We start from the raw sequence: 22,321 nt of genomic DNA on the forward strand, positions 1-22,321 counted from the left end.
ATGACAGATGAAAGTAAGCTTGAAACCAAGATGGGGGCTGCCTGCAAAAAAAACAAGCGTAATGGCATCAGTTAAACGCAGTAAAAACAAAGGGGCCCCTTAAGGCCCCTTTATTTTGTACAGCTCGGCGGTGCAACGCTTACGCGTCTGGCGCAGCCTTGGCAGCCGGCTCACTGTTTTCGTAGATATACAGTGGCTTGGACTTGCCTTCTATAACGCTTTCGTCGATCACCACTTTACTCACCTCGGACTGCGAGGGGATTTCGTACATGGTGTCGAGCAGTACGCCTTCGAGGATCGAGCGCAAACCACGGGCGCCGGTCTTGCGCTCCAGTGCCCGCTTGGCCACCGATTTGAGCGCGTCAGCACGGAACTCGAGGTCCACACCTTCCATCTCGAACAGCTTGGCGTATTGCTTGGTCAGGGCGTTTTTCGGCTCGGTGAGGATCTGCATCAACGCAGCCTCATCCAGCTCGTCCAGCGTCGCCAGGACCGGCAGACGACCAACGAATTCAGGGATCAGACCGAACTTGACCAAATCGTCAGGCTCGACTTCACGCAGGGATTCACCGACTTTCTTGCCTTCTTCCTTGCTGCGTACTTCTGCACTGAAGCCAATGCCGCCACGGGTGGAACGGTTTTGAATAACCTTTTCCAGGCCGGAGAACGCACCGCCACAGATGAACAGGATGTTGCGCGTATCAACCTGAAGGAATTCCTGCTGCGGGTGCTTGCGGCCGCCTTGTGGCGGTACGGAAGCAACCGTGCCTTCGATCAGTTTCAACAGCGCTTGCTGCACGCCTTCACCGGAAACGTCCCGGGTGATCGACGGGTTGTCGGATTTGCGCGAAATCTTGTCGATTTCATCGATGTAGACAATGCCCATCTGGGCCTTCTCCACGTCGTAGTCGCATTTCTGCAGCAGCTTCTGAATGATGTTCTCGACGTCTTCACCTACGTAACCGGCCTCGGTAAGAGTGGTTGCGTCAGCGATGGTGAAGGGAACGTTCAGCAGGCGAGCCAGGGTCTCTGCAAGCAGGGTTTTACCCGAGCCTGTAGGGCCGATCAGCAAGATGTTGCTTTTGCCGAGCTCGACGTCGTCACTTTTCTTGTCACGCTGGTTCAGGCGCTTGTAGTGGTTGTACACCGCTACGGCCAGAACCTTCTTTGCACGCTCTTGACCAATCACATACTGATCAAGGATGCCGCTGATTTCTTTAGGTGAAGGCAATTTATGCGCGCTGCTTTCGGCCTGGGCTTCCTGCACCTCCTCACGGATGATGTCATTGCACAGGTCGACGCACTCGTCGCAGATAAAGACCGAGGGGCCGGCAATCAACTTGCGTACTTCATGCTGGCTTTTGCCACAGAAGGAGCAATAGAGCAGCTTGCCGTTGTCCTCGCCGTTGCGGGTGTCAGTCATTCGTTCGATCCAAATCCGATAGGCTTGCAACACAAGATGAAGGCTATTGAGGGCTTTTTCAAGTCCACTGGTGGTCGGACCTGCCGACCAGCCCTATTTTGAGCTGCTTATATTAAGCGGGGCGCTTTTCGATCACTGCGTCGATCAACCCGTATTCACGAGCCGCTTCGGCGCTCATGAAATTGTCACGGTTGGTGTCGCGCTCGATCTCTTCCAGGGTATGCCCGCTATGTTTGGCCATCAGCGTGTTGAGACGCTCACGAATGAAGAGGATTTCCTTGGCATGGATTTCGATGTCCGATGCCTGGCCCTGGAAACCGCCCAGTGGCTGGTGAATCATCACGCGTGAGTTCGGCAGGCAGTAACGCTTGCCCTCAGCACCAGCGGTCAGCAGGAAAGCACCCATGCTGCACGCCTGACCGATACAGGTGGTCGATACGTTCGGCTTGATGAACTGCATGGTGTCGTAGATCGACATGCCCGCTGTCACCGAACCGCCCGGGGAGTTGATGTAGAGATGGATGTCCTTGTCCGGATTTTCCGCTTCAAGGAACAGCAGCTGCGCACAAATCAGGTTGGCCATGTAGTCCTCTACCGGACCAACCAGAAAGATCACTCGCTCCTTGAGCAGGCGCGAGTAGATGTCATAGGCGCGTTCGCCACGAGCAGATTGCTCGACAACCATCGGGACCAGGCCGCCAGCGGCCTGGATATCAGAGTTCTGCTGAATATACGAATTACGGAACATGCTCTGCAGTTACTCCCAAATAGTCATGTCTTGAATACGCATAAGCCAGCGCGAGGCTGGCTTATGGGTGTATTTTCAAACGAGTTGAGCGATCAGTCGGCTTGTGCTGCTTCAGCCGGCTTGACTGCTTCTTCGTAAGAGACCGCTTTATCGGTCACCTTAGCCTTCTGCAGAACAGTATCCACAACTTGCTCTTCCAGCACAACCGAACGCACTTCGTTCAGCTGCTGGTCGTTCTTGTAGTACCAGGACACAACAGCCTCAGGCTCCTGGTAGGCCGAAGCCATTTCCTGGATCATTTCGCGAACGCGGGTTTCGTCTGGCTTGAGGTCGAATTGCTTGACCACTTCAGCCACGATCAGCCCCAGTACAACGCGGCGCTTGGCCTGTTCTTCGAACAGTTCGGCCGGCAGTTGGTCAGGCTTGATGTTGCCGCCGAACTGCTGAACAGCCTGCACGCGCAGACGATCAACTTCGTTGGACAGCAGGGCCTTCGGCACTTCGATCGGGTTGGCAGCCAGCAGACCGTCCATCACCTGGTTCTTGACCTTGGATTTGATGGCCTGGCGCAGTTCACGCTCCATGTTCTTGCGAACTTCGGTGCGGAAACCTTCGATGCCGGTTTCCTTGATGCCGAACTGGTTGAAGAACTCTTCGTTCAGTTCCGGCAGCTTGGGCTCGGAAACGGTGTTGACGGTCACGGTGAACTCGGCGGTTTTGCCAGCCAGGTCAAGGTTCTGATAGTCAGCCGGGAAAGTCAGGTTCAGAACGCGCTCTTCGCCGGCTTTGGCGCCAACCAGGCCGTCTTCGAAACCAGGAATCATGCGGTTGGAACCCAGCACCAGTTGAGTACCCTTGGCGGAGCCGCCAGGGAATGCTTCGCCGTCAACCTTGCCAACGAAATCGATGTTCAGCTGGTCTTCGTTCTGGGCAGCGCGATCGGCCACTTCAAAACGGGTGTTCTGCTTGCGCAGGATTTCCAGCATGTTGTCCAGGTCGGAGTCAGCAACATCAGCGCTCAGGCGCTCGATGGCGATCGAATCGAAACCGGCAACTTCGAATTCAGGGAACACTTCGAAGATTGCAACGTATTCCAGATCCTTGCCTGCCTCCAGGGACTTGGGCTCGATGGAAGGCGAGCCAGCCGGGTTCAGCTTTTGCTCGACAACGGCTTCGTAGAAGGAAGCCTGGATCACGTCACCTACCGCTTCCTGACGTGCATCAGCACCGAAGCGGCGCTTGATTTCGCTCATTGGCACTTTGCCTGGACGGAAACCAGCGATCTTGGCCTTTTGGGCAGTCTGCTGCAGACGCTTGTTGACCTGGGTCTCGATGCGCTCGGCCGGCACGGTGATGCTCATGCGGCGCTCAAGAGCAGAAGTATTTTCAACAGAAACTTGCATGGATATTCCTCGTTGCACAGACGTTAGCTGGCCGTTTCCGACCCCAGAATCAAGGGCATGCATTCTAGTGGGTCAAACTCAAGAAGTCACCCTACTGAAAACGGGTAAAAAAACAGCAGGCAATTTATAGGTGCGAATGCACGAGTGCAGCTCGCCCCGGTGGCAAATACATCCCATCATGCCAGGGCTCTGCGCCAACCCTTCTATATATAGAAGCGGTTGCCAATCATCTCCCTGACAACCGACCCTGCGGACAAGGCCGGCAAGCAGTGCGGCATCATCGCGAAACATAAATACGACGAAACGCCCTGCCCTGCAGCCCAACACCTGCGACTGCGTTGAAACTCAAACCGCTGAAACAAAAAAGGCGCCAGACTATTAATCTGGCGCCTTTCGAAATATGGGGTGGACGAAGGGGATCGAACCCTCGACAACGGGAGTCACAATCCCGTGCTCTACCAACTGAGCTACGCCCACCATATTGCGTGACCAAAAAGCCCGTCAATAAGGCTATTTGTTGAGCTTCGCGTCGACCCGCAGGCCTTCACGAAACTTTATTTGGTGCGGATGAAGAGACTCGAACTCTTACACCTTGCGGCGCTGGAACCTAAATCCAGTGTGTCTACCAATTCCACCACATCCGCGCTTGAAGCTTTTAAAGCAAAGGCGCCAGACTATTAATCTGGCGCCTTTTTAAATATGGGGTGGACGAAGGGGATCGAACCCTCGACAACGGGAGTCACAATCCCGTGCTCTACCAACTGAGCTACGCCCACCATATTGCGCTACTTGTGCCAAAGCTGCCTAATGGCGCACCCGGCAGGACTCGAACCTGCGACCATCCGCTTAGAAGGCGGATGCTCTATCCAGCTGAGCTACGGGCGCCTTATTAATCTGTACTCTTGGAGGATTACAAACTAACCAGTGCTAGGCTGTGCCCGACAAGTGCGACGAATAGTATAGATGGACCCGAAACCCGTCAAATCCTTTTTATAAAAAACTCATTTTATTTAAGGGGTTAGGGGAATTTGCAGACCAAGCGCCTTTGCCCTCACGCCATGGCATGCGAGAATGCGCGCACTTTTCTTCCCCCTCTCGATGGTTAATCACGCGTAATGACTGCACAACTTATCGACGGCAAATCAATCGCCGCCAGCCTGCGCCAGCAGATCGCCAAACGAGTCGCCGAGCGCAGCCAACAAGGCCTGCGCACGCCGGGCCTCGCGGTGATCCTGGTCGGCAGCGATCCTGCCTCTCAGGTTTATGTCTCGCACAAGCGTAAAGACTGTGAAGAGGTCGGCTTTATTTCCAAAGCCTACGACTTGGCTGAAGACACCACCCAACAGGCCCTCACCGACCTGATCGACAGCCTCAACGACGATCCGGCCATCGACGGCATCCTGCTGCAACTGCCATTGCCCGAGCATCTGGACGCGTCGAAATTGCTCGAGCGCATCCGCCCGGACAAGGACGTCGACGGTTTCCACCCTTATAACGTCGGCCGCCTGGCCCAGCGTATCCCGCTGCTGCGCCCGTGCACCCCGAAGGGCATCATGACCCTGCTGGAAAGCACCGGCGTCGATCTGTATGGCCTGGATGCCGTCGTCGTCGGCGCCTCGAACATCGTCGGTCGCCCGATGGCCATGGAACTGCTGCTGGCCGGCTGCACCGTGACCGTGACTCATCGCTTCACCAAGGACCTGGCCGGCCACGTTGGCCGCGCCGACCTGGTGGTCGTCGCCGCCGGCAAGCCGGGCCTGGTCAAGGGTGAGTGGATCAAGGAGGGCGCCATCGTCATCGACGTGGGCATCAACCGCCAGGACGATGGCAAGCTGGTGGGCGATGTGGTGTATGAAACCGCCCTGCCCCGTGCCGGCTGGATCACCCCGGTACCCGGTGGTGTCGGCCCGATGACCCGTGCCTGCCTGCTGGAAAACACCCTGTACGCCGCCGAAACCCTGCACGTCTAATAACCAGCCGTTCTGAAAGAGCCCTGCCTTATCGCAGGGCTTTTTATTGGCCGAAAAAAAGTAGTTTTTTCTTTGTTTTTAAGGGGTTTCATCTGTTTTCAGAAGAACATTCGACAGTTTCTGATCCATACTCCTAAAATGTAACGGCATTTATCAGAAAGTCCGTGCAGAACGGTATATCCCTACTTTTTTTAGCGAGTTCATCCGCGTGAAAATTCATCTTTCCATTGTCAGCCTATTTTTTGCATTGACAGGCACCTTCGCGAGCGCAAGCGAAACCACCACCGCTCCCCGCGACATGTCCACCCTGCACATCGCCTCCGGCAGTGCGATGGTGGTAGACCTGCAGACCAACAAAGTCATCTATGCCAGCAACCCGGATGTCATCGTGCCGATCGCCTCGGTGAGCAAACTGATGACCGGCCTGATCGTGCTGGAAGCCAAGCAGAACATGGATGAATACATCGACATCAACATCAAGGACACGCCAGAGATGAAAGGCGTGTTCTCCCGGGTCAAGATCGGCAGCGAGATGCCGCGCAAGGAGATGTTGCTGATTGCCCTGATGTCCTCGGAAAACCGCGCCGCCGCCAGCCTGGCCCACCACTATCCGGGCGGCTACCCGGCCTTCATCGCAGCGATGAACGCCAAGGCCAAGGCACTGGGCATGACCAGTACCCATTATGTGGAACCTACCGGCCTGTCGATCCATAACGTGTCCACCGCCCGCGACCTGAGCAAGCTGCTGGCCGCCGCACGCAAGTACCCGATGCTCAGCCAGTTGAGCACCACCAAGGAAAAGACCGTCTCGTTCCGCAAACCCAACTACACCCTGGGTTTCTCCAACACTGACCACCTGATCAACCGCGCCAACTGGGACATCAAGCTGACCAAGACCGGCTTTACCAACCAGGCCGGCCATTGCCTGGTACTGGTGACCAGCATGGGTAATCGCCCGGTGTCGCTGGTGATCCTCGATGCCTTCGGCAAATTCACCCACTTTGCCGATGCCGGGCGCATCCGCAGCTGGGTCGAAACCGGCAAGAGCGGCTCGGTGCCAGACGTCGCATTGCGCTACAAGGCTGACAAGAACCTGAAGAACCGCCCACGGGCGAATGTTCAGGTCACCGAGTCCCGCTGATCCGTAAATAGCGACATAAAAAACGGCGCCCTTGAGCGCCGTTTTTTTATTTGGCCTGACTGGCCAGTGCCTTGACTGCTTGGGCCGCGGCCTGTTCCTGGCCCGCCTGCGCGGTGGCGCTGGCAGCCTGCTGCCAGCGCTGGGCGTCGACCTTGACCGGCAACTGGGTGGGCCGCTGAATCAGTACCGCCCACTTGCCGCCGTCTTTCCACGCCGACTCAAACGCGCTGAAATCCATCGGCATGCGCCGCGCCAAGCCTGAACGCAGCAGCACCATGCTCTTCTGCTTGTTGTAACCCACCACCACGACATACCGCGGCCCGGCCCAGAAGGTCGAGCCCTGGGTGATACGCGCCATCACCGGGTACCCGGCCGCGACCTGTGCCAGCAGCGCCGGCAGCTGATCTTCCAGCGGGTACACCAACATCCCGTATTCACGGGCCAGCACCTGCATGTTGCGTTCAAGGTCCGCTTCAGCGCCCGGCAAATGCAGTGGCTTATCCAATAGCCCCGGTGTAATCACAATGCCTTGTTGAGACAGCATGCTGGCAAGAGCGGCTGGGCCACCGAGGTAAGTCTCACCGCGAAACGCCGGCACGCCCTTGAGCTCGACACTCTCCGGCAGGCCCGGGATGCTCGTGGGTTTTGGATGCGAGGAACAGGCCGCCAGCCCCATGAAACAGGCGGCGACCCACCAGGAGGTTTTAATGTTCGAGGGAAACCGCAACTTCTTCACTCACTTGATCAACGGTCGACGTGGGCCCTGATCATAGGACGCTCCGGGGCGCGGGTATAGCCTTGCAGCGCAGTAAAAGGCCGGCGATAGAGCAAACAAGTTGGACGCACACGACCATTGGTCAATAGCAGGCAACCTGCGGATAGCTAGACTGTCCATTGAGAAGACAGTGTGTGCCCGGCACCGGGCGAAAGGAGGCACTTATGAGCCTGACAACAACGATTCTGCTTTTGATCTGTGGCTGGCTGGCCGTCGCCGCCGCCATGCTGTGGGGCGTGATGCGCGTGACCCGCCGGCACCATCACCCACACGTAAAACCCGCAGCACCCGGCAAGCTGCACAAACCCGCCGGGCACCACGCCTGACGCCTTAGCCAGGCATGCAACTGAAGTCTTCGGTCTGCGCCAACTCCTTGCCGTGGCTATCCTTCAACTCGGCACGCACCGTCGTACCCAGGCTGGATTCCACCAGGGTGTAATGCTCGCCGGCCTTGAAGTTGCCGTAGGTTACATGCCCGCGACAATCCTGCTGGTTATCATCCCCCGCCTCTTCTTCAAACAAGGTGACGTCCAGGCGATGCGCGCCGGGTTTCACTTCGAAGTAGCGGCCATCATTAATGTTTTTACCGTCTACCCGCTCGGCCATCAGGTCGTTGGGTGCCTCCTCTTGCAAGCCGATCCAGGCTTCGCTCGGGTCCGCCTTCGGCATCGGGCCGGCACACGCCGACAACAACAGGACCGCACTCAAGGCCGGGATCAACAACAAGGGTTTAAGAGACATGGCAGAACTCCAAATGGATAAAGAGTGAACAGGCGAAACAGCTCCCGTTCGATCGGTATCCAGCTTGTTACTGTCACCATTGTTGAACAAATGAATACATATGAAAGGATCTTCAGCCGTTAACTAAATCTTCCTTCACCTGGCTGAAAGGTGCGTGTTAGGTGGGTCCGTCAAGACTGCGAGCGTTTGCAATCCAACTCCTTTGGAGGTTACGGCATGCTCGGGCTGGTAAAGACCGCACTGCTCAAGCCCTACACGTTTATCGTGCTGGCAATTTTCATCTGCATCATCGGGCCCATGGCGGCCTTGCGTACCCCCACTGACGTATTTCCCGATATTGGCATCCCCGTCGTTGCGGTGGTTTGGCAGTACAACGGCCTGTCTCCGGACGCCATGGCCGGTCGCGTGATCTACACCTACGAACGCTCCCTGAGTACCACCGTCAACGACATCGAGCACATTGAATCGCAGTCGTTACCCGGCATGGGCATCGTGAAGATTTTCTTCCAGCCCGGCGTGGATATCCGCACCGCCAACGCCCAGGTAACAGCGGTGTCACAAACCGTGCTCAAGCAGATGCCACCGGGCATTACGCCGCCGCTGATCCTCAACTACAGCGCCTCTACGGTGCCGATTCTGCAGATGGCGTTCTCCAGCCCCAGCTTGTCGGAAGCGAAGATCCGCGACCTGGTGCAGAACAACATCCGCTTGCCCCTGAGCGCCCTGCCCGGCCTGGCCATGCCCACGCCAATGGGCGGCAAGCAACGCCAGATCACCCTCGACCTCGACCCCCAGGCGCTGGCCGCCAAAGGTCTCTCGGCGCAGGACGTAGGCAACGCCCTGGCCCTGCAGAACCAGATTATCCCGGTGGGTACCGCCAAACTCGGCCCCAACGAATACACGATTTTGCTCAACAACAGCCCGAAGGCGATTGATGAGCTCAACGACTTGCCGATCAAGACAGTCGACGGTGCGATCATCACCATCGGCCAGGTGGCCCACGTGCGTGACGGCTCGCCGCCGCAGACCAACATCGTGCGCGTCGACGGCCACCGTGCGGTGCTGATGCCGGCCCTGAAAAACGGCAGCATCTCCACCCTGTCGATCATCGACGGCATCCGCCAGATGCTGCCGCGCATCAATGAAACCCTGCCGCCGTCGCTGAAGACCTCACTGCTCGGCGACGCCTCGGTGTTCGTCAAACAGTCGGTGGGCAGCGTGGCCCAGGAAGGCATCATCGCCGCCTTGCTGACCAGTGCGATGATCCTGCTGTTCCTCGGCAGCTGGCGCTCGACCATCATCATCGCCGCGTCGATTCCCCTCGCGGTACTGTCGGCCATCGCCCTGCTGGCGGCCACCGGGCAAACCCTCAACGTCATGACCCTCGGCGGGCTGGCGTTGGCGGTGGGGATCCTGGTGGACGACGCCACAGTGACCATCGAGAACATCAACTGGCACCTGGAACAAGGCAAGGCGGTGAAGGACGCGATCCTCGACGGCGCCAAGCAAATCGTCGGCCCGGCGTTCGTGTCCCTGCTGTGTATCTGCATCGTGTTTGTGCCGATGTTCATGCTGCAAGGCATCGCCGGCTACCTGTTCCGCCCGATGGCATTGGCGGTGATTTTCGCCATGGCCAGCTCGTTCATTCTGTCGCGAACCCTGGTGCCGACCCTGGCGATGTTCCTGCTCAAGCCGCACGTGCCGGAGCAAGGTGAAGGTCATCACCCGGAAGATGAATTCATCAACCATCACGAGGGCGACCAGCACAAACCGCAGCGCAACGCGGTGCTGCAATCGGTGCTGAATTTCCAGCAGGGTTTTGAGCGTCACTTCTCCAACGTGCGGGACGTTTACCACGGCCTGCTGACCCTCGCCCTGGGCGCACGCAAGCGATTCATCGTGGGTTTTCTGGCGTGCATCCTTGCCTCGTTCCTGCTGCTGCCAAGCCTGGGCCAGGACTTCTTCCCGGCCACCGACGCCGGGGCCATGGCCCTGCACGTGCGCTTGCCGCTGGGCACACGCATCGAAGAAAGCGCGGCGGCCTTTGACCGGATCGAAGCGCGGATTCGCGAGATCGTTCCGGCCGACGAACTGGACACCATCGTCGACAACATCGGCATCCCGCTGAGCGGCATCGACATGGCCTACAGCAGCAGTGGCACCATCGGCCCACAGGACGGCGATATTCAGGTCACCCTGAAAAAGGACCATGCGCCCACCGCCGACTACGTGAAAAAACTGCGTGAAGCGTTGCCCGAAAGCTTCCCCGGCAGCCAGTTCGCATTCCTCCCGGCAGACATCAGCAGCCAGATCCTCAACTTCGGTTCGCCGGCCCCGCTGGACGTGAAAATCTCCGGGCGCAGCGATGAAGAAAACCGCGCCTACGCCATCGAACTGGAACGTCGCCTGAAACACATACCGGGCATTGCCGACCTGCGCATCCAGCAGTCCACCGGCTACCCGTCACTGCAAGTCAACGTGGACCGCATGCGTGCCAACGGCCTGGGCATCACCGAGCGTGACGTAACCAACAGCATGGTTGCGTCCCTGGCCGGCAGCTCGCAAACCGCACCAACGTTCTGGCTCAACCCGGCCAACGGCGTGTCGTATTCGATCGTGGCAGCCACCCCGCAATACCGCCTCGACAGCCTGCCGTCCCTGGAAGCGTTGCCGGTAACCGGTGCCGATGGTCAGTCGCAGATCCTCGGCGGCGTGGCGACCATCTCGCGGGTACAAAGCCCGGCGGTGGTGACCCACTACAACATCGAGCCGACCCTGGACCTGTACGCCAACGTGCAAGGCCGCGACCTCGGCGGCGTCGCCAGCGATGTGCAAAAAGTGCTGAACGACATGGCCCCGATGCGCCCCAAAGGCGCGACCATCAGCCTGCACGGGCAGATCGATGCGCTGCATGAAGCGTTCAACGGCTTGAGCTTCGGCCTGCTCGGTGCGGTGGTGCTGATCTACCTGCTGATCGTGGTCAACTTCCAGTCCTGGACTGACCCGTTCGTGATCATCACCGCACTGCCGGCAGCGCTCGCGGGAATCGTCTGGATGCTGTTCCTCAGCGGCACGTCATTGTCGGTGCCCGCACTCACGGGGGCCATCCTCTGTATGGGCGTGGCCACCGCCAACTCGATCCTGGTGGTGAGCTTCTGCCGAGAGCGCCTGGCCGAACATGGCGATGCACTCAAGGCCGCACTGGAAGCCGGCTACACCCGTTTCCGCCCGGTCTGCATGACCGCCCTGGCGATGATCATCGGCATGTTGCCGCTGGCCTTGTCCGAAGAACAAAACGCGCCGCTGGGACGTGCCGTGATCGGCGGCCTGATCCTCGCCACCACTGCCACTTTGCTGTTTGTACCCGTGGTCTTCAGCCTGGTCCACGGTCGTCACCCTACTCGCGCTGCTGCTGGAGAAACTTCACATGTCGTCTGATCACAAACCCTCGCGCAAGCGTCTGATGCTCATGGGTGTCGGCGGCCTGACACTGGCCGCCCTGTTGGTCGCCAACGGCCTGCACGCCCGTACGATGCATGAAAAATCCGTCACCGCCTGGACCGAAACCGCCGCCGTGCCGCAGGTGCTGGTGTTCCAGCCCAAACAGAACGCGGCCGGCGACACCCTGCGCCTGCCCGCGCATCTGGAAGCCTGGAGCAAGGCACCGATTCATGCGCGGGTCAGCGGTTACCTGAAAGACTGGAAAGTCGACATCGGCAGCCAGGTCAAGGCCGGGCAGATTCTCGCCGAGATCGACAGCCCCGACCTCGACCAGCAGGTAGCACAAACCCACGCGCGCATGGTGCAGGAACAGGCCAATGCACGACTGGCAGAAACCACTGCCACCCGCTGGAAAAACCTGCTGGACAGCCATTCGGTATCGCGCCAGGAGGCCGATGAAAAAACCTCGAATGCCCTGGCCGCCAAGGCCAACGCCCAGGCCGCCGAGGCTGACTATGCGCGGCTCTCGGCCCTGGAAGACTACAAGACCATCCGCGCGCCATTCGCCGGCGTGATCACCGCACGCAACACCGACATCGGCCAGTTGATCAAGGCTGACAGCGACAGCGATCCGGAACTGTTCGACATCGCCGACACCCACCAACTGCGCCTCTACGTGCCAGTGCCGCAGAACTACGCCGCGGTGATTCATCCCGGGCTGGCCGCCCAACTGACGGTACCCGAGCACCCCGGCGAACACTTCAGCGCGAAGCTGATGGGCGACTCCACCGCCATCGACCGCCGCTCCGGCACCCTGCTCGCACAGTTCGTGGCCGACAACCCGGACGGCAAGTTGCTGCCCGGCGACTACGCCGAAGCCACCCTGGCGATTCCGGCGGATACCCATGGCGTGAGCATCCCGGCCAGCGCCCTGATCTTCCGCGCCGAAGGCACCCAGGTCGCGGTACTGGACGCCAAGAACCACGTGCACCTGCAAGACATCCACATCGGCCTCGACCTCGGCGAGCGCCTGGTGATTGACCAGGGCTTGAAACCTACTGACCGCGTAGTCGACAACCCACCCGACGCACTGCGCGAAGGCGACGCCGTGCAAATGGCCGATGCCGGAGGTGCCCATGCGCCCAAGGCTTAAACCCCTCGCGGCCCTGGTATTGGTGGCACTGCACGGTTGCTCGCTGGCGCCCACCTACAAGGCGCCGACCATCGACCTGCCGGCCAAGTACCGCGAACAGACCAGCGACGGCCCGTGGCACAGCGCGCAACCGTCCGACCAACTGGCGCCGAAGTGGTGGCAGCTGTATCAGGACCCGCGCCTGAACGACCTGCAGGAACAACTGCTCAAGGCCAACCCGGACCTGGCCGCAGCGTTGGCGCATTTCGATGCGTCACAGGCGTATGCCAGCCAACTGCGTGCCGGGCTGTTCCCGCAAATCACCGCCAGCGCGCAACCGTTGCGCCAGCGGCAATCGGACAGTCGGCCACTGCGGGGCGATACCCAGCCTTCGGTGTACAACAGCAACACGGCGGGGTTTGCGCTGAGTTTTGACCTGGACCTGTGGGGCAAAATCCGCAACCAGGTGGCGGCTGGCGATGCACAGGCCCAAGCCTCCGGAGATGACTTGGCGGTGGCGCGCCTGAGCCTGCAGCATCAGTTGGCGACGCTGTACGTGCAGCTCAACGGGCTGGATGCCCAGAGCCGGATTCTCAGCAGTTCGCTGGATGATTTTGGCCAGGCGCTGAAACTGACCCGCAGCCGGTACGAGGGGCAGATCGCCTCGGAGCTCGACCTGACCCGGGCGCAGAATCAGCTGGCTGAAGCACAGGCGCAGCTTGACGATGTGCGCGGTCAACGCAATCTCACCGAGCATGCGATTGGTGAATTGGTGGGCGTATCCGCCAGTGAATTCCAGCTGCCGCCGAGCCAGCAATTGATCGCGCTGCCGGGGATTCCGCAACAACTGCCGAGCCACCTGCTGCAACGCCGGCCGGATATCGCGGCAGCCGAGCGACGGGTGTTTGCGGCCAACGCGAATATCGGCGTGGCCAAGGCGGCGTGGTACCCGGATTTCAGTTTGACCGGCTTGATTGGCGGGCAGACCCAAGGTGTGGGCAACTTGTTCTCCGCCGCCAATCGGTATTGGGCGCTGGGGCCGCTGGTGAATCTGCCGATCTTTGATGGCGGCCGGTTGAGCGCCAATGAGCGCCAGGCCAAGGCGGAGTTTGAAGAGGCTTCGGCGCACTATCGCAGCCAGGTGTTAAGAGCCGTGCGTGAGGTGGAAGACAACCTTGGGCAACTGCGCGACTTGCAGCAGGAGGCGATGGACGAACAAGCCGCCGCGAATGCCGCCGAACACACACAGGCACTGGCGATGAACAGTTACCAGGCGGGGGCTGTGAGCTATCTGGATGTGGTGACGGCGCAGACGGCGGCGTTGCAGGCGCAGCGCACGTTGCAGGCGGTGCAGACGCGGCAGTTGCAGGCGAGTGTGGGTTTGGTGACGGCGCTGGGCGGCGGCTGGTTGCCTGGGGCGTGAGGTTGCTTCCTACAACCGGGATTACATACGGGAGTTTTGTTGATCCGGACGTCAGGGCGCCAAGTAGGCTCCCACAGCCTCGAGTGCTCGAAGCTTCAAATAATTCGCCTTGATGACCGCGTTGTCGGCATGCACCAAATAAATGGTACCCGGTTGGCTGAATACGTCTTTGGTCATGCCAATCGGCTGCCCGCTGCCAACGTAGAACACCGAATAAAAATAGGACTCGAGCTTCAGAAGCTCGCTTAAAAACAGCTCTTTGGTGAAACAACCCGGCGAACGATTGATTAGGCAGACGTTATAGCTGTGCAGCAACAATTCATAACCTACCTGGGCGTCAAGCAAGCGCTCAAATTGTTCCGGCTCAACGATGGACATAACCGTGGCGCGAATCTGCCCCAGTCCTGTCGTCTGTTCGGATACTTCAGGACGAAGAATTCCGTCGGTGCGCGCTGCGATCTCCACAAGTCTGGGACCTTTTTCGGTCAGCATAACCTCCGCGTGGCTAGGGCCATTTTCAATGCCCAGGCTTCTGACGACCTTGCGGGTGTAGTCGACCAGCAGCTCACACTCAGGCTCGGCAGGGCTGACGAGTTCATCAATGTCGTAAATGACGCTACCGCTGTCCAGCCGCTCCTTTCGGTATCTCACCACTTCAGTGACCATCTGCCTCGCGCCCAGGGAAACCATATTCACAACATATTCCACACCAACCAAATATTCCTGGATCAGGACCTGAGCGTTCCTAATATTGAGTCGATTGGTCGTTCCCAAAACCTTTCCGAAGGCGACCTCACAATCTTGCAAATCATCGCAAATATAAACCCCATCCGCGCCTGCACTATCCAGAGGTTTCAGCACCACGGGAAACCTGCCATGCCCCAGGATCCAGGCCTTGGCCGCATTCCATGACTCAACGATAGCCTGTTGCGCGGCTGGCAGCCCAGCGTCGGCGACACAACGGATCATTTCAAACTTGTTCCTGCGCGCTTGAGTTCGGTTGAATTGGTTGCGATAAGGAAGATTGAGCTGCTCGTTGAGCCAATCAGACAACAACACACCGGTTTCAGCCCCAGCGATGATGTACTGGGGATCGAACGTCGCAACGCGTTCGACCGTCGCTTCCAACTGCTTATTGACGATCAGACATTCATAAATCGAGGCATCGAAACCCATGTAGTAATAATCATCGAGCGTCGCGGACGACGCCACATGGATCAACGTACAGCCTCGCTCACGCAACGCTTTCGCGACAAACTTACCGGATGAAAAACCATCGACTATCACGACTCTGCTCATCTCAATCCCCGCCTTTCGAGATACAGACTTGCGATTGCTCGTCCAGAGAGTAAAAAAATAATGACGCCAACCGCCGTGACACTGGCTGCCGAAAACTCCACTCGTGTGTCGAGATATTGAAGCAGCAGGACAAACACCGGCAGTGTCAGCAGTAACAGCGATACATGGATAGCACTGAGATAATGAATGGTTTTTTGAATCAGATAAATCGGCAGCAAATGGCCAATCACCACTAACGTCAGCATCGGCCAGAACAGCTCAGGGCCCAAGGCAAAACCGACACCCGTCGCGGGAATCAAGACGACACAGGCAATGATCATCACCACATTTCGGACCGCCAGAATTTCATAAACAACCCACTGTCGAGCGAATAGCTTTTTCGAGACGATCGTATACATCACGGTGCCCAACGCGCACACCAGAACGCTGACGATGCCAAGCATTCGCTGCCCGGTAGTGGTGGAAGACACACCACTGTCACCCATGAATGACTTGAACAACATGATTCCCACGGAAATCAGTACCAGCCAGGAAATCAATTTATCCGCCAACGCGGTTTTAACTCTGTTTTTATCAAGAGCAGAGAGGATGAGCGTTAGCGCCGGCCCGCATGCCACTGAGGCCACGCCGACAACGGCAGGTTCCAGATAACGGAGTGCGTAGAATAGGCCGCCCCAGTTCAATAGAACTGCAACATTGACTAAAAAAACTAACAATATGTTTTCGCACAGTTTTAAGATAAGTTTTTTGTCACTTCGCAAGAGCGTAAAACTTAGAAAAAACGCTCCTGAAAAACTGAAGCAGTAAAAAATGACTACCAAGGGATTTATCATTTGGGTAACAAAAGCCACATACACGTCAAATGCAGCACTGATAAAGCAAAAAATCAGCCCAAGCACCATTCCACGCCGCATCAAGCTACTCATTTAAATCACCAGATGGTGTGCAACCTTGACGGGCTTCGAATTGTTTCATCGTATCGATGCCATGCTTTAAGAAGTAACGTATCTTCTATATCACCTAGCTTCATTACTCCTCCTTCAATCCAAAAATTTATTCCGATGCATTTAACCCTATCAAAACATTGCAAAAGTAAATAGCTAGCAAAACGGTTAGGTGCTTGCAAAAAAACTAACACCTTCAGGTAGCACCGATAACGGAAAAATGAAAAAGGGAACTTTCACACAAGCTGCTCGGATGTGACCTTCATACTATTTAACCCATTATCTGCAGTTACCAGTACCCACTGGGCTCTGGGGCCCTTGGTAAACCTGCCGATCTTCGACGGCGGGCGCCTGAGTGCCAAGCCAAGGCCGAATTTGAAGAGGCCTCGGCCCACTACCGCAGCCAGGTTTTACGCGCCGTGCGCGAGGTGGAAGATAACTAGGGGCAACTGCCGGATTTGCAGCAGAAAGCGCTGGATGAACAGTTATCTGGCGGGGCTCTGAGTTATCTGGATGTGGTGACGGCGCAGACGGCGGCGTTGCAGGCGCAGCGCACATTGCAAGCGGTGCAGACGCGGCAATTGCAGGCGAGTGTGGGTTTGGTGACGGCGCTGGGCGGAGGCTGGAAGCCCGACGCCTGATACAAATCTCGAGCCCACCCTGGATCAAATGTGGGAGCTGGCTTGCCTGCGATAGCGGAGTGTCAGACACTGCAACTGTGTCTGAAACACCGCTATCGCGGGCAAGCCCGGCTCCCACATTTGAGAGGAGTGAAGCCTGTCGACTCAGGCGGCCGGTTTGCCGCTGGCAATCGCCACCGACGTGGGTCACGTCAAACATCTCTAGACTGACCCACCGCCAATTTCAATCTTCCGGCCGACTATTCAGAAAAACACTCACTGCTGTGTAATCGCTGCCATTGGCATGTCGATACAGCGTACTGCTGTGATAGTCGGATACATCCCCCGCCACCGACACATTGATCGTACGGCCCTGAACATCAACTTTTGCCGATGCGTCACGCGTAATTAGAAATGGGCTGGCATCCCTCAATGCAGCCAATACTTCACTGTCGTCCTCCAAGGCGCGGTAAACGTAATATCGATAGCTGAACGGAACAGTTGCCCCTCCACGGTCATCCTTGACGCCATAGACGGCCCCGTCAGTGCCAAGTGGCACTCTCATTACAACTTCTGTCAATTGCGGGTGCCCCGGCGATAGCAGCCAATTACCACCGATATACACCAAGCAAAACGCCAATAGGATCGTAGTGACAACTGAGTAAATCGGCTTTCTAGTAGTTCCTGAACCTGGCATACCTGATTCCTTCCTTGATCCAGTATTGATCGACCGGATCATCACCGAAAGGTGCCTCTCCCCACCAACGACCGAACTCGGGTTTATCCGTGCCCGCTCTGCTTTGAGCAAGCCCCGCTGCGCGCAAAAGCACTTCTTCGCTGAAACCAGCAGCTGTCCCCACCGCGCCATAATGAAAGTTTCCAAAGGTTTCATATTCTTTGGAAATCTTCTTGTAGTCCCAAGGACCGCGATTGCGGACCTGAGTATAAAACCAAGAGTACATAAACGCGGAACCAGCCTTCAGCACATTTTTTTTGTGGAACGCGGTGGCCATATTTTCGTCGAGCGATACGCCGGGTGGTGGCATAGGGTTCGCCATCAAATGCTTCCTTTGCATTAGGTTTTTGCGTGTCGGAACCTAACACTGGAAGCCCGAAATAATGAGCGGCACGAAGAACAAAAGAGACTTCGTACAAAGGAGCAGGACATGCCTTACAACCCATCCTCGAAGCGACATATTTCCTACGTTTTTTTCGGGTTGCTGGTCGGAACGGGCACCACTAGTCTTCGCCAGTCGCTGCCAATTCAGCGACCGGACGTGAGAAATCCGAACGACTCCATTGGCGCAAAAGCGCCCGCCGTATACAGTGCAGGCGCTTTTTCTGTGCTCGCTGTTATGGCGGCTGTGCGCGGGCACGCTTCGGCGTGGCCAAGCTCCTGGGGTCTTGGTTTTCTCACTCCGCGTACAGCTGCCACCTTCGTTCGTGAGAAAAACCTGGTGGTAGTCTCTAACTCTCCAGGAACTGCATCATGATCAAAGACAGTCCAAATCCTCTTTCCGATTCAAACCTGTTCTTCACCCTCCGCCCTGGTCTCGATACCGAAACCCTGCTGCTTAATGCCTCTCAGGATCTGGAATCCATCAATGCCATCGCCGCGCACTTGGCCTTTGAGGTTGATGGTTCACAGCGCAGTGTGGTGCTGGGGATGTGTCGGATGCTGGAGGGTGTGCAGTTGCTTGTAGATCGGGTGGTGGATGCGAGGGTAGCCGTGAGCTGACCCATAAATGTGGGAGCTGGCTTGCCTGCGATAGCGGAGTGTCAGGCACTGCAACTGTGTCTGAAACACCGCTATCGCGGGCAAGCCCGGCTCCCACATTTGAAGAGGAGTGAAGCCTGTCGACTCAGGCAGCCAGTTTGCCGCTGGCGATTGCCACCGAAGCTGCCACCATCGCCCTCAGCAACACCGCACACCCCGCCGCCAAATCATCCGGCGCCGCGTTCTCGATTTCGTTATGGCTGATGCCACCTTCACACGGCACAAAGATCATTCCCGCCGGCCCCAGTTCCGCGACGAAGATCGCGTCGTGCCCTGCCCCGCTCACGATATCCATGTTCGACAACCCCAACCCATTGGCCGCATCACGCACGGCATCCACGCAGCCTTTGTCGAAGTACAGCGGCGGGAAGTCAGCGGTGGGTGTCATCTCGAATGTGAGGCCGTGCTTGGCGCAGGTCTCGTCGATCACCTTGCGCACCTGGGCAATCATCGAATCCAGCCGCGCCGGTTCCAGATGGCGGAAGTCCAGGGTCATGCGCACTTCGCCAGGAATGACGTTGCGTGAGCCCGGATACGCCTGCAGGCAACCGACGGTGCCGCAGGCGTGAGGCTGATGACCCAACGCCGCCGCGTTAACTGCAGCCACCACGGCCGCGGCACCGACCAGGGCATCCTTGCGCAGGTGCATCGGGGTCGGCCCCGCATGCGCCTCGACACCCCGCAGTTTCAGGTCGAACCATTTCTGGCCAAGGGCGCCCAGCACCACACCGATGGTTTTCTTTTCATCCTCAAGAATCGGACCTTGCTCGATATGTGCTTCGAAATATGCGCCCACCTTGTGCCCGCTCACCGGGCGTGATCCGGCATACCCAATGGCATTCAGCGCATCGCCCACGGTCACGCCGTCGGCATCCGTCTTGGCCAGCGTGTCGGCCAGGGTGAATTTCTCGGCAAACACCCCGGAGCCCATCATGCATGGAGGAAAGCGCGAGCCTTCTTCGTTGGTCCACACCACCACTTCCAGCGGCGCTTCGGTTTCCACCTTCAGGTCATTGAGGGTGCGCAATACCTCAACGCCCGCCAGCACGCCAAAACAGCCATCAAACTTGCCGCCGGTGGGCTGGGTGTCGATATGGCTGCCGGTCATCACCGGCGGCAACTGGGGATTGCGCCCCGGCCGGCGGGCGAAGATATTGCCGACGCCATCGATGGTCACGGTACAGCCCGCTTCCTCGCACCACTTCACAAACAGGTCGCGGGCCTGGCGATCGAGGTCGGTCAGGGCCAGGCGGCAGACGCCGCCCTTGGGGGTGGCGCCGAGCTTGGCGAGTTCCATCAGGGACAGCCACAGACGATCGCGGTTGATGTGCTGATGGGTGGATTGCAGAACGTCTATGGCAGCGTTCATGGGGATCTCCTCAGACAGTAGTTCTTATGAATTTGACCAGACTCTCACTGGAGGACTGCGATCAAAAATGTAGGAGCGGGCTTGCTCGCGAAGGCGGTGATTCAGCTAACACATCTGGCGACTGGCACACCGTATTCGCGAGCAAGCCCGCTCCCACATTTGATTGCATTCCACATCGATTAAAGCGGTGTTTTCACGGCGACCACACGAGCCCCGCGTTTCATGCAGAGGGCGTAATACAACAGGCCACCGAGCGCCGAGCCGGTGAACCAGCCATAGCTGTAGAACCAGCTGAACGCATCGCTGCCCAGGGACAGCAACGTCAACACCACCGGCACGCCAAACGCCAGGAAGCCATGCCAGTTCCACGCCGGGTACACGTCATCGCGATACAAACCGGCGAGGTCCAGTTGCTGTTTCTTGATGATGAAATAGTCCACCACCATGATCCCGGCGATCGGCCCCAAGAGGCTTGAGTAACCCAGCAACCAGTTGGAATAGACGGTTTCCAGGCTCACCTCGGAGATGATCAGCCCGAGCTTTTTCAGCAGCTCATGGGCCATCAACGCCAGGCCCACCAGGCCGGTGAGCACCACCGCCGTGGTGCGGTTGATCAGCTTGGGCGCGATGTTCTGGAAGTCGTTGGTGGGTGAGACGATGTTCGCTGCGGTGTTGGTGGACAAGGTGGCGATGATGATCAGCGCCATGGCCACGGCCACCCACACCGGGCTCTGGATATGGCCGATCAGGGTGACCGGGTCGGAGACGCTGACGCCCACCAGTTTCACCGAGGCGGCGGTCATGATTACGCCGAGGGCGGCGAACAGGAACATGGTCAGCGGCAGGCCGAAAATCTGCCCGAGGATCTGGTCTTTCTGGCTTTTGGCGTAGCGGCTGAAATCGGGAATGTTCAACGACAAGGTGGCCCAGAAACCCACCATCGCCGTCAGGCCCGCCATGAAGTAGCCGGTGAGGCTGGCGCCTTCGGGACGTTTGGGCGGGATCGCCATCAGCTCGGTCAGCGACACATTCGGCAGCGCCCACACCAGCAGCCCGATACCCACCGCCACCAGCAGCGGTGCCGACAGGGTTTCCAGCCATTTGATCGACTCGGCGCCACGCAATACCACCCACAGGTTCAGGGTCCAGAAGATCATGAAGCCGATCACTTCACCGGTGCCGCCAAGGGATTTCCAACCCTCGAAAATCGACCCCAGGAACAGGTGGATCGCCAGGCCGCCAAACATCGTCTGGATACCGAACCAGCCACACGCCACCAACGCGCGGATCAGGCACGGCACGTTGGAGCCGAGCACGCCGAAGGACGAGCGCAACAACACCGGAAACGGGATGCCGTACTTGGTACCGGGGAAGGCGTTGAGGGTCAGCGGGATCAGCACCACGATATTGGCCAGCAGGATCGCCATCAGCGCCTCGCCCACCGACAACCCGAAGTACGCGGTGAGCACGCCGCCCAGGGTGTAGGTCGGCACACACACCGACATGCCGATCCACAGCGCGGTGATATGCCACTTGTTCCAGGTGCGTTCGCGCACCTTGGTCGGTGCCATATCGTGGTTGTAGCGGGGGCTGTCGAGGACGTCGGGGCCGGCGTCGAGTTCGTACAGGCCGTTGCGCTCAATGACTTGCGATCTGTTCTGTTGCATGGCCGCTCCACGGTTTTTTCGAATTATTTTTGCTCATCCCGTGACGTGCACGGGATGGCCGGAGTACCTCGTTGACAACATGACATCCGGGACCCGGCCAACCGCCACCGCACTCAATAACCGTGCCGTAAACCGTCAACCTGCCCGCACCGCTTATATAACTTGCTGATGTTTATCAGCTTTATTGTCTCGACCGAAGAGCCCCTCGTTACTTTCAGCGTTACTCAGGCCGAATAACGCAGAAGTTGTCCGAACCCTCAGGACTCAATCTGGTGCAACACAATTATTTTTATTTACCGGCCCCGTCAAGAGGCATGTCTCAAGCGTCTGATTTGCAATAGGAAATGTTGCTCATATTGGGAACCTGTCAAGTGCGTCAAAATGGTGAGAGGTCGCTACATTTTGGTGATTTTGAATTTTTATCGTTAAAATTCAATCAGTTATTACA

The 22,321-nt window shown here is 58.0% G+C and carries 18 protein-coding genes, 4 tRNA genes and 1 pseudogene; 8 read left to right on the forward strand and 15 right to left on the reverse strand.

Annotated features, from left to right (window positions below; translation table 11 throughout):
- Positions 1-139: 139 nt before the first annotated feature.
- The 7 genes from clpX to HX869_RS28120 form a co-directional block, all read right to left on the reverse strand.
- Positions 140-1,423, reverse strand: a complete 1,284-nt coding sequence (gene clpX / locus HX869_RS28090; protein WP_003207856.1) for an ATP-dependent Clp protease ATP-binding subunit ClpX — start codon at positions 1,421-1,423, stop codon at positions 140-142.
- 112 nt (positions 1,424-1,535) lie between these two features.
- Positions 1,536-2,171, reverse strand: a complete 636-nt coding sequence (clpP, locus tag HX869_RS28095) for an ATP-dependent Clp endopeptidase proteolytic subunit ClpP (protein ID WP_003174822.1) — start codon at positions 2,169-2,171, stop codon at positions 1,536-1,538.
- A gap of 92 nt (positions 2,172-2,263) precedes the next feature.
- Positions 2,264-3,574, reverse strand: a complete 1,311-nt coding sequence (tig, locus tag HX869_RS28100; RefSeq protein ID WP_177054184.1) for a trigger factor — start codon at positions 3,572-3,574, stop codon at positions 2,264-2,266.
- A gap of 401 nt (positions 3,575-3,975) precedes the next feature.
- Positions 3,976-4,051, reverse strand: a tRNA-His gene (locus HX869_RS28105).
- Positions 4,052-4,133: 82 nt separating this feature from the next.
- Positions 4,134-4,218 (reverse strand) — tRNA-Leu (locus HX869_RS28110).
- Positions 4,219-4,274: 56 nt separating this feature from the next.
- A tRNA-His gene (locus tag HX869_RS28115) sits at positions 4,275-4,350 on the reverse strand.
- A 32-nt stretch (positions 4,351-4,382) separates the two neighbouring features.
- Positions 4,383-4,459: transfer RNA gene (locus HX869_RS28120), tRNA-Arg, on the reverse strand.
- Positions 4,460-4,689: 230 nt separating this feature from the next.
- Between HX869_RS28120 and folD the strand changes: the two genes are divergently transcribed.
- On the forward strand, positions 4,690-5,544 hold the full coding sequence (gene folD / locus HX869_RS28125) for a bifunctional methylenetetrahydrofolate dehydrogenase/methenyltetrahydrofolate cyclohydrolase FolD (RefSeq protein WP_003207853.1): 855 nt from the start codon (positions 4,690-4,692) through the stop codon (positions 5,542-5,544).
- A gap of 208 nt (positions 5,545-5,752) precedes the next feature.
- Positions 5,753-6,685, forward strand: a complete 933-nt coding sequence (gene pbpG / locus HX869_RS28130) for a D-alanyl-D-alanine endopeptidase (RefSeq protein ID WP_003207851.1) — start codon at positions 5,753-5,755, stop codon at positions 6,683-6,685.
- A gap of 46 nt (positions 6,686-6,731) precedes the next feature.
- Here pbpG and HX869_RS28135 read toward each other — a convergent pair whose 3' ends face one another.
- Positions 6,732-7,361 (reverse strand): peptidase C39 family protein, encoded by a 630-nt coding sequence (locus HX869_RS28135; protein WP_050550299.1) that lies wholly within the window; start codon positions 7,359-7,361, stop codon positions 6,732-6,734.
- 263 nt (positions 7,362-7,624) lie between these two features.
- Here HX869_RS28135 and HX869_RS28140 point away from each other — a divergent pair, with 263 nt between their 5' ends.
- Positions 7,625-7,786, forward strand: coding sequence for a hypothetical protein (locus tag HX869_RS28140; RefSeq protein ID WP_003207847.1), 162 nt, complete (start codon positions 7,625-7,627; stop codon positions 7,784-7,786).
- Between the two features lie 4 nt (positions 7,787-7,790).
- On the opposite strand, the gene HX869_RS28145 is transcribed toward HX869_RS28140, so the two are convergent.
- Positions 7,791-8,201 carry a hypothetical protein gene (locus tag HX869_RS28145; protein WP_003207845.1) on the reverse strand — a complete coding sequence of 137 codons (411 nt, stop codon included), beginning with the start codon at positions 8,199-8,201 and terminating at the stop codon, positions 7,791-7,793.
- Positions 8,202-8,417: 216 nt separating this feature from the next.
- Here HX869_RS28145 and HX869_RS28150 point away from each other — a divergent pair, with 216 nt between their 5' ends.
- From HX869_RS28150 to HX869_RS28160, 3 genes are read left to right on the forward strand one after another with little or no spacing between them, the layout of a single operon-like run.
- Positions 8,418-11,639 (forward strand): efflux RND transporter permease subunit, encoded by a 3,222-nt coding sequence (locus tag HX869_RS28150; RefSeq protein WP_003207843.1) that lies wholly within the window; start codon positions 8,418-8,420, stop codon positions 11,637-11,639.
- Positions 11,629-12,795 carry an efflux RND transporter periplasmic adaptor subunit gene (locus HX869_RS28155; RefSeq protein WP_003207841.1) on the forward strand — a complete coding sequence of 389 codons (1,167 nt, stop codon included), beginning with the start codon at positions 11,629-11,631 and terminating at the stop codon, positions 12,793-12,795. Before HX869_RS28150 ends, HX869_RS28155 begins: the two co-directional genes overlap by 11 nt.
- On the forward strand, positions 12,779-14,197 hold the full coding sequence (locus tag HX869_RS28160) for an efflux transporter outer membrane subunit (protein WP_178903990.1): 1,419 nt from the start codon (positions 12,779-12,781) through the stop codon (positions 14,195-14,197). The genes HX869_RS28155 and HX869_RS28160 overlap by 17 nt, the downstream gene beginning before the upstream one ends.
- Positions 14,198-14,248: 51 nt before the next feature.
- On the opposite strand, the gene HX869_RS28165 is transcribed toward HX869_RS28160, so the two are convergent.
- Both HX869_RS28165 and HX869_RS28170 read right to left on the reverse strand, forming a co-directional pair.
- Entirely contained in the window at positions 14,249-15,496 is a 1,248-nt protein-coding gene (locus HX869_RS28165; protein WP_178903991.1) for an ATP-grasp domain-containing protein, read from the reverse strand.
- A complete protein-coding gene (locus HX869_RS28170) occupies positions 15,493-16,422 on the reverse strand; it encodes a DMT family transporter (RefSeq protein WP_178903992.1) in 930 nt (309 codons plus the stop codon). The genes HX869_RS28165 and HX869_RS28170 overlap by 4 nt, the downstream gene beginning before the upstream one ends.
- 297 nt (positions 16,423-16,719) lie before the next feature.
- Here HX869_RS28170 and HX869_RS28175 point away from each other — a divergent pair.
- Positions 16,720-17,081, forward strand: a pseudogene (locus HX869_RS28175) (RND transporter); the annotation flags it as partial.
- A gap of 223 nt (positions 17,082-17,304) precedes the next feature.
- Here the strand turns inward: HX869_RS28175 and HX869_RS28180 are convergent.
- Both HX869_RS28180 and HX869_RS28185 read right to left on the reverse strand, forming a co-directional pair.
- On the reverse strand, positions 17,305-17,625 hold the full coding sequence (locus HX869_RS28180) for a hypothetical protein (protein WP_226476354.1): 321 nt from the start codon (positions 17,623-17,625) through the stop codon (positions 17,305-17,307).
- Between the two features lie 109 nt (positions 17,626-17,734).
- Complete coding sequence (locus HX869_RS28185; RefSeq protein ID WP_256736796.1) at positions 17,735-18,118, reverse strand: polymorphic toxin type 44 domain-containing protein; 384 nt, start codon at positions 18,116-18,118, stop codon at positions 17,735-17,737.
- Between the two features lie 431 nt (positions 18,119-18,549).
- Here HX869_RS28185 and HX869_RS28190 point away from each other — a divergent pair, with 431 nt between their 5' ends.
- Entirely contained in the window at positions 18,550-18,798 is a 249-nt protein-coding gene (locus HX869_RS28190; RefSeq protein ID WP_177045914.1) for a DUF6124 family protein, read from the forward strand.
- Positions 18,799-18,922: 124 nt separating this feature from the next.
- Here the strand turns inward: HX869_RS28190 and HX869_RS28195 are convergent, their stop codons facing one another.
- The gene (locus tag HX869_RS28195) at positions 18,923-20,206 is read right to left on the reverse strand and encodes a Zn-dependent hydrolase (protein ID WP_087693198.1); all 1,284 of its coding nucleotides are present in this window, start codon (positions 20,204-20,206) and stop codon (positions 18,923-18,925) included.
- A gap of 179 nt (positions 20,207-20,385) precedes the next feature.
- On the reverse strand, positions 20,386-21,873 hold the full coding sequence (locus HX869_RS28200) for an NCS1 family nucleobase:cation symporter-1 (RefSeq protein ID WP_178903993.1): 1,488 nt from the start codon (positions 21,871-21,873) through the stop codon (positions 20,386-20,388).
- Positions 21,874-22,321 lie beyond the last annotated feature (448 nt).

This window comes from Pseudomonas sp. P7779 (assembly GCF_013386315.1).
Taxonomy (GTDB): domain Bacteria; phylum Pseudomonadota; class Gammaproteobacteria; order Pseudomonadales; family Pseudomonadaceae; genus Aquipseudomonas.